This is a genomic window from Sphingomonas sp. BL-S-30, from assembly GCF_055521475.1.
On record NZ_CM145481.1, the window covers coordinates 4,972,837 to 4,986,025 of the forward strand.

Annotated in this window: 12 protein-coding genes; 7 read left to right on the top strand and 5 right to left on the bottom strand. The window is 67.2% G+C overall.

Annotated features, from left to right (window positions below; all coding sequences use genetic code 11):
• Positions 1-9 precede the first annotated feature (9 nt).
• Both ACZ1I5_RS23350 and ACZ1I5_RS23355 read right to left on the bottom strand, forming a co-directional pair.
• The gene (locus tag ACZ1I5_RS23350) at positions 10-915 is read right to left on the bottom strand and encodes an ABC transporter ATP-binding protein (RefSeq protein ID WP_465171612.1); all 906 of its coding nucleotides are present in this window, start codon (positions 913-915) and stop codon (positions 10-12) included.
• Positions 912-1,322: a GntR family transcriptional regulator gene (locus ACZ1I5_RS23355; RefSeq protein ID WP_465171613.1), complete on the bottom strand. Its 411-nt coding sequence runs from the start codon at positions 1,320-1,322 to the stop codon at positions 912-914. Before ACZ1I5_RS23355 ends, ACZ1I5_RS23350 begins: the two co-directional genes overlap by 4 nt.
• A 207-nt stretch (positions 1,323-1,529) precedes the next feature.
• Here ACZ1I5_RS23355 and ACZ1I5_RS23360 point away from each other — a divergent pair, with 207 nt between their 5' ends.
• The 3 genes from ACZ1I5_RS23360 to ACZ1I5_RS23370 all read left to right on the top strand — a co-directional run bounded on the left by ACZ1I5_RS23360 (position 1,530) and on the right by ACZ1I5_RS23370 (position 3,404).
• A complete protein-coding gene (locus tag ACZ1I5_RS23360) occupies positions 1,530-1,832 on the top strand; it encodes a hypothetical protein (RefSeq protein ID WP_465171614.1) in 303 nt (100 codons plus the stop codon).
• Positions 1,833-1,865: 33 nt separating this feature from the next.
• Positions 1,866-2,630, top strand: coding sequence for a hypothetical protein (locus tag ACZ1I5_RS23365; RefSeq protein WP_465171615.1), 765 nt, complete (start codon positions 1,866-1,868; stop codon positions 2,628-2,630).
• A 105-nt stretch (positions 2,631-2,735) separates the two neighbouring features.
• The gene (locus ACZ1I5_RS23370; protein ID WP_465171616.1) at positions 2,736-3,404 is read left to right on the top strand and encodes a hypothetical protein; all 669 of its coding nucleotides are present in this window, start codon (positions 2,736-2,738) and stop codon (positions 3,402-3,404) included.
• A gap of 470 nt (positions 3,405-3,874) precedes the next feature.
• On the opposite strand, the gene ACZ1I5_RS23375 is transcribed toward ACZ1I5_RS23370, so the two are convergent.
• The 3 genes from ACZ1I5_RS23375 to pdxH are packed head-to-tail and all read right to left on the bottom strand — an operon-like array spanning position 3,875 to position 6,185.
• Positions 3,875-4,669 carry a PhzF family phenazine biosynthesis protein gene (locus ACZ1I5_RS23375; protein WP_465171617.1) on the bottom strand — a complete coding sequence of 265 codons (795 nt, stop codon included), beginning with the start codon at positions 4,667-4,669 and terminating at the stop codon, positions 3,875-3,877.
• The gene (locus tag ACZ1I5_RS23380) at positions 4,666-5,610 is read right to left on the bottom strand and encodes a cation diffusion facilitator family transporter (protein ID WP_465171618.1); all 945 of its coding nucleotides are present in this window, start codon (positions 5,608-5,610) and stop codon (positions 4,666-4,668) included. The genes ACZ1I5_RS23375 and ACZ1I5_RS23380 overlap by 4 nt, the downstream gene beginning before the upstream one ends.
• A complete protein-coding gene (pdxH, locus tag ACZ1I5_RS23385) occupies positions 5,607-6,185 on the bottom strand; it encodes a pyridoxamine 5'-phosphate oxidase (protein ID WP_465171619.1) in 579 nt (192 codons plus the stop codon). Before pdxH ends, ACZ1I5_RS23380 begins: the two co-directional genes overlap by 4 nt.
• Before the next feature lie 102 nt (positions 6,186-6,287).
• Here pdxH and ku point away from each other — a divergent pair, with 102 nt between their 5' ends.
• The 4 genes from ku (at position 6,288) to ACZ1I5_RS23405 (ending at position 13,178) form a co-directional block, all read left to right on the top strand.
• Positions 6,288-7,184 carry a non-homologous end joining protein Ku gene (gene ku, locus ACZ1I5_RS23390; protein ID WP_465171620.1) on the top strand — a complete coding sequence of 299 codons (897 nt, stop codon included), beginning with the start codon at positions 6,288-6,290 and terminating at the stop codon, positions 7,182-7,184.
• Between the two features lie 69 nt (positions 7,185-7,253).
• A complete protein-coding gene (ligD, locus tag ACZ1I5_RS23395; RefSeq protein ID WP_465171621.1) occupies positions 7,254-9,737 on the top strand; it encodes a DNA ligase D in 2,484 nt (827 codons plus the stop codon).
• Between the two features lie 67 nt (positions 9,738-9,804).
• Entirely contained in the window at positions 9,805-12,291 is a 2,487-nt protein-coding gene (locus ACZ1I5_RS23400; protein WP_465171622.1) for a circularly permuted type 2 ATP-grasp protein, read from the top strand.
• Positions 12,288-13,178 carry a transglutaminase family protein gene (locus ACZ1I5_RS23405; RefSeq protein ID WP_465171623.1) on the top strand — a complete coding sequence of 297 codons (891 nt, stop codon included), beginning with the start codon at positions 12,288-12,290 and terminating at the stop codon, positions 13,176-13,178. The genes ACZ1I5_RS23400 and ACZ1I5_RS23405 overlap by 4 nt, the downstream gene beginning before the upstream one ends.
• Positions 13,179-13,189 lie beyond the last annotated feature (11 nt).

Sequence of the window (13,189 nt, forward strand, 5' to 3'; positions counted from 1 at the left end):
AAAAACTCCTCAGCCCGTGGGGCCGGCGTGATGACGAGTCAGGAAGGCGTCGACTGCGCGGTCGAGCGGCACTGCCTGGCTCTGGATGGTCTTCGCGCCGTGCCCGCGCAGGAAGTCGGCAAACGCATCTCCCTGGTCGATCACGGTATAATGATGCACCCCGTCGATCCGGCGATGCTGGAGCAGCCCCGGCACGCCCCCCGGCTCGGGCCCCTTGAACGGGATGTCGGTCACCCACAGCCGGATGCGTTCGCAGAAATCGTCGGGCGCCGAGACATTGCGCAGCCGCCCGCGCTCCAGCACGATCAGATTGTCGGCCAGCCGCTCGACCTCCTCGATCTGGTGCGAGCAATAGAGGATCGTGCGCCCCTCTGCCGCGACGCCGTCGATCAGCGCATCGAGCACGCGGCGCTTGGCGACCACGTCGAGCCCCAGCGTAGGCTCGTCCAGGATCAGCAGCTCGGGATTCTGCCCCAGCGCCATGGCGAGGTTGAGCCCCGCCCGCTCGCCGCGCGACAGCTGCGACACGCGCTGCTGCGCCAGCAGGTCGAAACTGCCGATGACATTATGGAACGCCCGCTCGTCCCAGCGCGCGCTATGGTGGCGCCGCTGCATCTCCGCCACGGCGGATACCGTCATCCAGCCCGGCAGAATATGCTCCTCGTTGACGAAGCCGATCCGCCCGCGATCCTTCGGCGTCAGCGCGCGGCTGTCGCGGCCGAGGATGAACGCGTCGCCCGAATCCACGGTGATGAAGCCGAGCAGCAGCCGGAACAAGGTCGACTTGCCCGCGCCATTGGCGCCGACCACCGCGTGGATGCCTCCGCGCGGCAGTGCGAGATCGAGCCGGTCGATCGCTACCTTCCTGCCATGCCGCCGCGTCAGCGCGCGCGTCTCGATCGCGAGATCGCTCACGCGATCTTCCTCGGCGCGACCTGGTCGAGCGCATCCCCGACTCGCGTGATCGCAACGTCATGCGGGTACTGGATCGCCACCACTTCATTGACGAACCGCCCGAGCGCATCGTCGAAGCGCCGCTCGCGCTCCTCCGCGCTGAACTGCTGCCGCCGCGCCGCGACGAACAGCCCCAGCCCCTGGCGCGATTCGAGCCAGCCCTCGGAGGTCAGGATCGTATAGGCCTTGGCCACGGTATTGGGGTTGATGCCGAGCTGCTGCGCCAGCCCCCGAACGCTCGGCACCTGCGCGCCCTGCGCCAGATCGCCCGTGGTGACCTGCATGCGGATCGCGTCGACGATCTGGCGGCTGATCGATCGGCTGTCGCCAGTGACGATCGCAATGGCGATGGGGACGGTTCGGGCCAAAGGACGACTCGCTGTCTGTGTGTACTATGTGACTTAGTACAGTGAGATGAAGCGCCGGTCAAGCAGGAGGCGCGATCGTGCCACCCTTACCGCCAAACTGCCGTTTTCCGTCGGTTCACCGGACCGGAGGCACGGCCGATCCGAAAGGATGGAACCCGATTGATTGGCTGCTGTTCGCGCAGTTCGCTGATCATTTGGGAGTATGCGATGTTGCCGTCCGTGACGAAATTGGCCCCCGCGGCCCTGGTTCTTGTGGGTGCGATGGGTCTGGGTGGCTGCGCCACCAAGGGATATGTGCGGGATCAGATCGCGCCCGTCAGCCAGCGCGTCGACGCGCTCGAGTCGAGACTGCAGGAAACCGCCAGCACCGCCAAGTCGGCGCTGGCGCAGGCCCAGGCCGCATCCGGCCAGGCCCAGAATAACGGTCAGCGCATCGATCAGCTCAATGCCCGTGTCGACGGCATCGAGCAGAGGCTGCAGGAAGCGCAGCGCAAGCGGCCGCGTAACTGACGACGCTCGCCAGCATATGCTGACCATGTCGTGATGGCCCGCGTCCGCCGCTCCCGCGGAGCGGCGACCGGTCCTGTTCGAGCGATTCACCTCCTGGCGCTGGCCGGGCTTGCCCTGACCGTTACCGTACCCTCGCGGGCGGAACAGGCGGCCAAGTCCGCCGCGCCCGAATCGTCGCGGCCGGAACGTCCGGCAGCGGAAGAGCCGATCCAGTCGGCGGCCGCGAAGCGCGTTGCCGACTGGATCGCGGCGTCCGGCGACAACGGGTCGCTGCCGTACATCGTCATCGACAAGCAGCAGGCGTCGCTGTTCCTGTTCGGTGCGGATGGGACACCGCTCGGCAACGGGCCGGTCCTGATCGGCGTCGCTGTCGGCGACGATGCCACCCCCGGCATCGGCAGCAAGAATCTCGCCGAGATCGGCCCGGCCGAGAAGACCACGCCCGCCGGGCGCTTCCTCGCCAAATTCGGCCTCGCCGCCGGGCGGCAGAAAGTGCTGTGGGTCGATTACGCGACCTCGGTGGCGCTTCACCCGATCCCGCCCGGCGCCAGCCGGAAGGAACGCCGCCGCGAGCGCATGCTGTCGCCGACGTCCGACGACAACCGCATCACCTTCGGCTGCATCAACGTACCGCTCGCCCTTTACGGCAAGACCATAGCGCCGCTGTTCCGGAAAAAGGGTGGTTATGTCTATGTCCTGCCCGACACCAGGCCGCTGGAGGCCGTCTTTCCCCTTCTCTACGCGCAGGGGGCGCCCCTGCCCGGCACCACCCCCGTCGCGGAAAAGGGGTCAGAGTGATTTTTGGTCCTGGGCGGCTCGGCCCCCGGGGCGCACTCTTCGCGACGCTTGAGGCGCACCCCGAAAGCAGACATGCTCGCAACCGGATCTCGGTGAGGAAACGCCATGCGAAGCACCTTCGTTCGTCTGGCCCTGCTGGCCGCTCTGGCATGGTCTTCGCCCGCATGGAGCCAGGCGACCACGCGTCAATGTGGCGCGGCCGAGGAGCCGGGCCCGGCCTGCCTGCTCGCCCGCAAGGAACTCCCCGCTCTTCCGGCCGGACAGACCTTCTGGCTACTCGACCGGTTTCCCTCGAAACAGGCCGCCGAAAAGGCCGCCATCGCAACGAGCGTCGTCGTCGAGGCGTTCGGATCGACCTGGCTCTTCACCCTTGAGCATGCCGGGTGGCGGCCCAGGGGAGGCAGGCATGTTGCCGAAATCGGCCCGCTCGCGGTGGAGCCGGCCTCGACCTATGCGGCCGAGTATCTCCGCTCGATCTTCGTTCCCGGCGCGACCGCCCCCCTCCACACGCATTCCGGTCCGGAGGCCTTTTACGCGGTCAGCGGCGATACCTGCCTCGAGACGCCGGACGGTCTTCGGATCGCTCGCGGTCCCGGCAACAGCCTGACGATCAGGGCGGGGCCGCCGATGCTGCTGATGGCCATCGGAACCGCGCCACGCCAGGGCTTCGCGCTGATCCTCCACGATGCCGGCCAGCCGCCCACCACCCTGACTCACGACTGGCACCCTCAGGGGTTGTGCGCCCGGCAGCTTGCGACGGACCAGGCCCGGTAAAGGGCTGGCCGATCCCTGCCCAGGCGGGTCAATCGGGGACGACGAGACGCTTCGATTCAAGCTGGGAGGATCATCCCCTACCCTTTGCGATCGGTCCGCCGCGTGGCGGGCTGCGGGGAATGACGATGATTCAGGCGAACCGGGTCGGGCAAGTAAAGGTCAGGCTATATCCGACCAATTCTCATAATTCGTCAAGTAAAAGGCCACGCGATTCAGGCTATATTTCGCGCGTCATGAGCTATTGTCGTTGGAGATGTCCAACTGCCGGAATGATCGCGTCCAACACGAGACATCGAACCGAGAAAAGGCTTCGGAATTTTCGGGTCGACGTTGGCTGGCAAAAATGCCCGAATAGTTGCGCGGAGTGCGGGGGCGACCCCGGTGATGACTGTTTCGCCCAAGCGCCGCTCGCGCCAATACGCTTCATGGCACCCAGAATAGTGGCATATTACTTCCGGGACGCCTTGGACCTAGAGGAAGAACGTCCCCTCGATCACCGTCACGCAGGTCCCGCCCAGGATCACCCGGTCGCCGTCGAGACGGCAGGCCAGCCGGCCGCCGCGCGCGCTCGCCTGGAAGGCGGTGAAGCTGTCGCGGCCCAGTCGCTTCGCCCAATAGGGCACCGACACGGCATGGGCGGAGCCCGTCACCGGGTCCTCGTCGATGCCCGCGCCGGGCGCGAACACGCGGCTGACCACATCGGTCTCGTCGCCCGGCGCAGTCACGATGGTGAGCACATCGCCCTCGGCCGCGAGCTTGCGGAAATCGGGTTTCAGCGCGCGTATCTGCGCCTCGTTCTCCAGTACGATCAGGGCATATCCCCCGGTCCGCCACAAGGTCTCGACGGTGCCGTCCAGCCCCAGCGCCGCGACGATCTCCGGCAGCGGCCCGGGCTCGGGTGCCCAGGCCGGCAGCGCCAGTTCATATCCGTCGCCGGCGCGCGCGACCTCGAGCACGCCCGATGTGCGCGTGCGGAACGTCACCCTGTCGATCGTCGAATCGCTCGACAGCACGAAATGCCCGCTCGCCAGCGTCGCATGGCCGCACAGGGCGACCTCGACCGTCGGCGTGAACCAGCGCAGCTCGAAATCCGCCGCTCCGCTCGTGTCGGGCAGGATGAAGGCGGTCTCGGCGAGGTTGTTCTCCGCCGCGATCGCCTGCAGCGTCGCATCGTCCAGCCAGCTGCTCAGCGGCATCACCGCCGCGGGATTGCCCTCGAACGGATTGGCGGCGAACGCGTCGATCTGGACGAACGGAATCCTCATATGCGCTTCCCGAACCAATGGGGGGTGACGTCCGCCTCGATCAGCGGATTGTCGGTGTCGACATGCCCGTCGGGATCGAGATGGATCAGCACCTCGACCTTGGGGAATTGCTTGCGGATCTTCGCCTCGACCGCATCCATCACGACATGCGCGTCGGCCACCGTCATCTCCGCCGCGACATACATGTGGAACTGCGCGAAATCATGGCTGCCCGACCGGCGCGTGCGGAAATCATGGATGCCGCGCAGCTCGGGATGCTGCGCCGCCGCCTCGATGAAGCGCTTGCGTTCCTCCTCGGGCCATTCCTTGTCCATCAGCTGGTCGATCGCGTTGCTCGACGCGCGAAACGCGCCGAACGCCAGCCAGGCGGCGATGACGATGCCGAACAGCGGATCCGCGCCGCTCCAGCCGAGATACTGGTCGAGCACCAAGGCGACGATGACCGATCCGTTGAGCAGGACGTCGGACTGGTAATGCATGTTGTCGGCCATGATCGCGACCGATCCGGTGCGCCGGATGATGCTGCGCTGATAGACCAGCAGCATCATGGTCGCGAGGATCGCGATCACCGACACGCCGATGCCGAACTCGGCGTCATGCGTCGGATCGGTCTCGCTGAACGCCATGATCGCGCGCCAGGCGATACCCGCGGCCGACGCCGTGATCAGCATGACCTGGAACAGCGCGGCCAGCGCCTCGGCCTTGCCATGGCCGAAACGATGGTCGTGATCGGCCGGCGTCGCGGCGAGCCGGACGCCGTAGAGCGTGACGAGCGAGGCAAGCAGGTCGAGCGCGGTATCGGCCAGCGACCCGAGCATCGCGACCGATCCGGTATGCCAGGCCGCAAAGCCCTTCAGCCCGAGCAGGAACAATGCCATCGCCACGCTGGCAAGGGCGGCGCGCACGACATAGGGAATGGCGCGGCGCTGGTCCTCGGTCATGGGAACAGCAGCCCTTCGCTCCAGCCATCTCCGTCACGCACGAACAGGCGGCGCTCGTGAAGCCGGTGCGCGCGGTCCTGCCAGAATTCGATCCGGTCCGGCGTCAGCCGGTACCCGCCCCAATGCGGCGGCCGCGGCACCGGGCCGCTCTCGAAGCGCGCCTGCACCTCGGCGAACCGCGCCTCGAAGGTCGCGCGGGAATCGAGCGGGCGCGACTGGTCGGACGCCCAGGCGCCGAGCTGCGAATCGCGGTGCCGGCTGGCGAAATAGGCGTCGGATTCGGCGTCGGTCACCCGGCTCAGCGGCCCCTCGATGCGGATCTGCCGGCGCCGCGACTTCCAGTGGAACAGCAGGGCGGCCTGCGGATTGGCGGCGATGTCCGCTGCCTTGCGGCTCTCGCGGTTGGTGTAGAAGACGAAGCCGTCGGGCCCATGGCCCTTGAGCAGCACCATGCGCACCGAAGGGCGGCCCTCCGCGTCCGCGGTGGCCAGCGCCATCGCGTTCGAATCGTTCGGCTCCGTTTCGCGCGCTTCGGTGTACCAGAGGTCGAACAGTTGGAAGGGATCCTGTACCATGGTCGCGCTTTACGGCCGCCATGGACGGGTGTCGAGGAACGGAACCGTCGCTTATCGATTGAATCGGCCCCAAGGCAATCGGGGCAACGAAGGAACCGGAAAATGGCCGCACGCGCCTATTGGCAGGGACAGATCAGGCTCGCGCTCGTCTCGATTCCGGTCGAGATCTACACCGCGACCAAATCCGGCGCGCAGGTCAGCTTCAAGCAGATCCATGAACCGACCGGCAAGCCGATCCACTATGAGAAGGTCGTGACGGGCATCGGCCCGGTCGACACTGACGAGATCATGAAGGGCTTCGAATATGAGAAGGGCGAGTTCGTCCTGCTGGAGCAGGACGAGATCGATGCGGTGAAGCTCGAATCGAAGAAGACGCTGGAACTCACCCAGTTCGTCGATGCGAGCGAGATCGACGTGCTCTATTACGAAAAGCCCTATTTCGTGGTGCCGGCCGACGACCTTGCCGAGGAAGCGTTCATCGTGCTGCGTGAGGCGCTCCGACGGACGAAGAAGGTCGGGCTCGGCCAGCTCGCCATGCGCGGCCGCGAATATGTCGTCAGCCTCAAACCCTGCGGGCGCGGCATGGTGCTGGAGACGCTGCGCTATGCGGACGAGGTCAACAAGGCGCAGGGCTATTTCCGCGACATTCCCGATTCGAAACCCGACGAGGATCTGCTCGAACTGGCCGAGGCGCTGATCGAAAAGAAGACCGGCGCGTTCGATCCGAAGGATTTCCACGATCATTATGTCGAGGCGCTGAAGGGCCTGATCGAGCGCAAGCGCAAGGCCAAGGGCCGCAAGATCCTGGAAGACACCAGCGACGAGCCGACCGGCCGCTCGGGCTCGAATGTGGTCGACCTGATGGCCGCGCTCAAGAAGTCGATGGAACGGCCGGGTGCGTCGCCTTCGTCGAAGCCGGCCGCAGCCAGCAAGAAGCCCGCAGTGAAGAAAGCAACTGCAGCGCCTGCAAAGAAACCGGCGGCGAAGAAACGTGCATAGCGCCGACCTTTGTACCCCCGCGAAGGCGGGGGTCCAGACTGGGCTCCCGCCTTCGCGGGAGCACAATTGATGGTACGCGCGACCGACCCGCTGGCGCTCTACAACGCCAAGCGTGATTTCGCTCAGACCGCGGAACCGGCGGGCACGCTCGCGCCCGGCCATGGCAACAGCTTCATGGTGCAGAAGCACGACGCCTCGCGCCTCCACTGGGATTTCCGGCTGGAGATCGACGGCGTCCTGAAGAGCTGGGCCGTCACCCGCGGCCCCAGCCTCGACCCGAACGAGAAACGCCTCGCCGTCCGCACCGAGGATCATCCCCTCTCTTACGCCACTTTCGAGGGCACCATCCCAAAAGGGCAATATGGCGGCGGCACGGTGATGCTGTGGGATCGCGGCACCTGGTCCCCGATCAAGGGCAAGAGCGCCAAGGACTTGGAGAAAGGCCACCTCCATTTCGTGCTCGATGGCGAGCGCATGAAAGGCGAATGGCTGCTGATCCGCCTGAAGCCGCGCGGCAAGGAAAAGAGCGAGAACTGGCTGCTGCGCAAGATCGACGATGCGGAGGCCGGCGGCACCGACACGCTCGTGGAAACCGCCCTCACCAGCGTCGCGACCGGCCGCACCATGGTCGAGATCGCCGAAGGCGCCAAACCCAAATCCTCCCCCGCGAAGCGGGGGAGGGGGACCAGCGAAGCTGGTGGAGGGGGCCGCCCCAAACGCGCCAGCGGTGGCAAGCCGGCTTCCGGCACCTTGCCAGCCTTTCGCGACTTCCAGCTCGCCACTTTGGTCGACAGCGTCCCAACCGGCAGCCGCTGGCTGCACGAGGTGAAGTACGACGGTTACCGCGTACTGCTCGCGATCGCCGGCACGAAGGTGAAGATCTACAGCCGCTCCGGCCTCGACTGGACCGAGAAATTCCCCGGCATCGCCGAAGCCGCGGCGACCCTGAACCTCGGCAACGCGCTGATCGACGGGGAAGTGGTCGCCTTCAAGGACGGCAAGCCCAGTTTCTCTGCCCTGCAGGACGCGATCGCCAAGGGCGGTGACATGACCCTGTTCGCCTTCGACCTGCTCGCATTGGACGGCGAGGATATCGCCGCCCTGCCCAACATCCAGCGCAAGGAACGCCTGCGCCCCCTGATCCAGGGCACCGACGCTCGCCTGCAATTCGCCGAGCACATCCTCGGCTCGGGCGAGCAATTGTTCGAGACGATGTGCCGCGAAGGGTATGAAGGCATCATCTCGAAGCTGGCCGATGCGCCCTATCGCGGCCAGCGCAGCAAGAACTGGCTCAAGGTGAAGTGCATCAGGCGCCAGGAATTCGTGATCGTTGGCTGGACGCCGTCCGACAAGTCGCGCGGCTTCCGCGCGCTGCTGCTCGGTCTCAACGGGCCGGACGGCTTCATCTATGCCGGCAAGGTCGGCACCGGGTTCGACACCGACACGATGCTCGATCTGAGTGCGAAGCTGGCGAAGCTCGAGGTCAAGAAGCCGACCGTCGAAGCGCCGCGTGCCGCCGTGCGCGGCGCGCATTGGGTCGAGCCGAAGCTGGTCGCCGAGATCGCCTTTGCCGAGACCACGCCCGATGGGGTGCTGCGCCACTCCAGCTTCCTCGGCCTGCGTGAGGACAAGGCGGCCAAGGATGTCGTCGCGGAGAAGCCGATCCCCGTCGATGCCACGCCGGTCCCGGAGGTGCATGTGAAGGTCAGCAGCCGTGACCGGCTGATCTTCCCCGATTCGGACGTCACCAAGGGCGATCTCGCCGATTATTACGCGCGCCTTGCGCCCGCCGTGCTGCCCTGGGCGGCCAATCGGCCGATCAGCCTGGTGCGCTGTCCCCAGGGTCGCGCCAAGCGCTGCTTCTTCCAGAAGCACGATGCCGGCACCTTTGGCGAGCATGTCCATCAAGTGCCGATCCGCGAGAAGGACGGGTCGGTCGAGGACTATCTCTATATAGACGACGTCGATGGCCTGGTGATGTGCGTGCAGATGGGCACGATCGAGTTCCATGGCTGGGGATCGTCGGTCGCAACGCTCGAACAGCCCGACCGCATGGTGTTCGATCTCGATCCCGACGAGGAACTCGGCTTCGATGTGGTCAAGAAGGCCGCGGAGGACATCAAGAACCAGCTCGCCGAAATCGGGCTGGTCAGCTTCGCGATGCTGTCGGGCGGCAAGGGCGTGCATGTCGTGGTGCCGTTGAAGCCCCAGGCCGAATGGCCGGCGGTGAAGGACTTCGCCGAACGCTTCTGCCGCGCGCTCGCCGAGGCCGAGCCGGAACGCTATGTCGCCAACATGGCGAAGGCCAAGCGCAAGGGCCGCATCTTCCTCGACTATCTGCGCAACCAGCGCGGCTCGACCGCGGTCCTGCCTTATGTCGCAAGGGCGCGGTCCGGCGCGCCGGTCGCCGCGCCCGTCACCTGGACCGAGCTGCGCGACATCGAGAATGCCCATCGCTGGGGCGTGCGCGATGGCGCCGAGTTGCTCGAACGCGCCAATTCGCGCGAACTCGCGGGTTGGGGATTTGCCGATCAGGTGCTGCCCGATCTCTGATCCTTGTTGCACGCGCGAAGGGATTGTGGTCGAGTCGTCGGGTTCTAGGGGAACGCCTCAAATCGCCATGGCCACGCTCGCAGCGCCCTCTCTGCTCGATCCATCGATCCACGCATTGCGCTGGGTCGCTGATTATTGCGCCCGGGAGAAGGCGGGCGATGTGCTCTGCGCGGGCCAGGGCGACCCGGCCTGGACCGCGATGTTCGAGGAACTGGCCGCCGTCGCCGGCGACGACCTCGCCCAGGCGCGGGACCGGGTGCAGCGCCACGCCGCCGATATCGGCACCGGCTTTCGCATCATCGGCGAGAGCGAGGAGCGCGCCTGGCCGCTGTCCCCCGTCCCGCTGCTGATCGAGGCCGATGAATGGGCCGGGATCGAGGCCGGTGTCGCCCAGCGCGCCGAACTGCTCGAGACGATCCTCGCCGATCTCTATGGCGACGCGAAGCTGGTCGAGCGTGGACTGATCCCTGCTGCCTTGGTCGCGGGCAGCCCCTTCTTCCTGCGGCCGATGGCGGGGCTGGTGCCGCCGGGCGGGCATCACCTCCATTTCATCGCGATCGATCTCGGCCGCGGGCCGACCGGCGAATGGCGCGTGCTGGCCGATCATCTGCGCGCGCCCGCCGGCGCCGGCTATGCGCTGGAGAACCGGCTGGCGATCTCGCGCACCCTGGGCGGGTTGCAGGGCCGGCTGAACGTCAAGCGCCACGCGCCCTTCTTCGCTGCCTATCGCGATGGCCTCGCCGCTGCCTGTCGCCGCTCGGACCCGCGCATCGGCCTGCTGACCCCCGGCCGCTACAATCCGAGCTATGCCGAACAGGCGCATCTCGCCCGCTATCTCGGGCTGCTGCTGGTCGAGGGTGCCGATCTCGCCGCGCTCGAGGACAAGCTCTATGTCCGCACCATCGGCGGGTTGAAGCGAGTCGATGCGATCTGGAACCGGCTCGATCCGCGGCTGCTCGATCCGCTCGCCTTCGATTCGCATTCGAGCATCGGCGTGCCCGGGCTGATCGACGCGATGGCGGCGGGCAATGTCGTCATCTCGAACGTGCCCGGCGCGGGCGTGCTCGAATCCGCGGCCTTTGCCGCCTTCCTGCCGATGCTCGCGACCCGGCTTACTGGCCGGGATCTGCTCCTTCCCAATATCGCCACCTGGTGGTGCGGACAGGACAGGGAGCGCGCGCGCGTGATCGAGGATCTCGATCAGCTGCTGGTCGGCCCGGCGTTCGGCGTCCAGCCGCTCGGCCTCGATGGCGTCATGCCGCGTCCGGGGGCGGAGATAGTCGGCGCGGCGCGCACGGCATTGCTCGACGACATGACCAGCCGGCCTCAGGATTATGTCGGGCAGGAGATCATCCGGCTGTCGACCATGCCGGTCGTCACCGACACGGGGCTCGCGGCACGGCCCTTCACCCTGCGCGTCTTCGCGGCGCGCGGCGCGGACGGCAGCTGGGCGGTCATGCCCGGCGGCTTCGCCCGCATTGGCGAGCACAAGGATCCGCGCGCCGTCGTGATGGGCGAGGGCAATTGGTCGGCCGATGTCGCGGTGCACGGGCCGGAACCGGTCGCGCCGGTCTCGCTGTTGCCGCCGAGCGATTCGATTCATGTCCGCCGCAACCCCGGCACCCTGCCGAGCCGCGTCGCCGACAATTTCTTCTGGCTCGGCCGCTATCTCGAACGCGGCGAGGCGCTGCTCGGCGTGATTCGCGTCATGCTGGGCAATTCGATCGACGCCGATGCCGGCGCCGCGCTGGGGCCGGATACGGTCGGTCGGCTGGTCGGCATGGCGGTCAATATCGGGGCCGCACCGCACCCGGCGAGCCTGCGCCGCGCCGACCTGACCTTGTTTGCCCGCACCGCGATGGAATCGGGCGAAGGCGCTTGGCACAGCGTGCGCGCCATCAACCGGCTCGCCCGCGGTATCGGGCGCGGCTCGCGCGACCGGCTGGCCGCGGACATGGTGAAACTGCTCGACGCGCCCTTCCCGACCAAGGGCGGCATGCTCGACAAGGCGGGGACGCTCCAGCGCCGCTACGCCGCACTGTCCGGCCTGTCGGCCGAGCATATGGGGCGGACCGCGGCGTGGCGCTTCCACGACCTCGGGCGTCGGCTCGAACGCGCGCTGACCGTGACGCGCGCGGTGCGCATGTTCGGCATGGCCAATGGGACGGTCGACGATCTGTCGACTCTGCTCGATCTCGCCGACAGCCAGATCAGCTACCGCCAGCGGTATCTGACCGGCATCGCCCGGGTGCCGGTGGTCGATCTGGTGGCGCTCGACCCGGGCAATCCGCGCTCGCTCGCGTTCCAGGTCGATCGCATCTGCGAGCATATGCGCGCGCTGCCGGTGCTTGGCGACGACGGCATGGACGAGCCGCAACAGGCGGTCGCCACGGTGCTGGTCTCGATCGTCTCCACGGCGACCGCGGCGACCCTGGACGAGACCATATTGGGCGATCTCGAACGGCGGCTGTTCGCGCTGTCGGACGCGGTCGCGCGGCGCTACTTCCTGCAGGGCGCGGAGCCGCTAAGGGCCGGCGGGCTGACGCTGGCATGATCTACGATATCCGTCACGTGACGCGCTTCGATTACGGCGCCTCGGTCAAGTTCGCGCGCTGCAACCTGCGGCTGAAGCCGATCCACTGGTCGGGCCAGGAACTGCGCGACTATCGCCTGTCGATCAGCCCTTCGGGCCGCACCGCGCCGGCGCGTGCCGAGGCCGGGCTAGCCAATGTCATGCGGCTGGTGGTCGAGGAGCCGGTGCGCCATCTCGTCATCGAAAGCGTGTCGCGCATCCTGGTCGACCGGCAGGTGCCGATGCCGTCGGACAGCGACCCGACGCTGGCCCAGGTCGCGATCGCCGCGCGCGCCAGCCGCGATGCCTCGCCCGCCGGGCCGGCCAATTACCTCTTCCCCTCGCCGCTGATCCCGCTCGACCGCGACATCGCCGACTGGTGCGCGCAGGATCTGGACCCCGACCGCCCGTCGCTCGAGGCCGCTATCGCCCTCGCGCGGCGCATCCAGAACGAGTTCGATTTCGATCCCGAAGCGACCCTGGTCGACACCGTCCCGCACGAGGCCTTCGCCAAGCGCGGTGGCGTCTGCCAGGATTTCGCGCAGATCATGATCACCGGCCTGCGCGCCGCGGGCCTGCCCGCTGCCTATGCCTCGGGCTATATCCGCACCATCCCGCCGCCCGGCCAGCCGCGGCTGGTCGGCGCGGATGCGACTCATGCCTGGGTGCTGCTGTGGTGCGGGCCGGATCTTGGCTGGGTCGGGGTCGATCCGACCAACGGCATCTGGATGGCGGGCGACCATATCATCATGGCGATCGGTCGGGATTATGGTGAGATCGCGCCGATCGACGGCGTGGTGCTGGGGTCCGGCGCCCAGAAGATGAACGTATCGGTCGACGTCGCGCCGGTGCTTGAGGCGGTTGCTTGACGCTCGGGGTT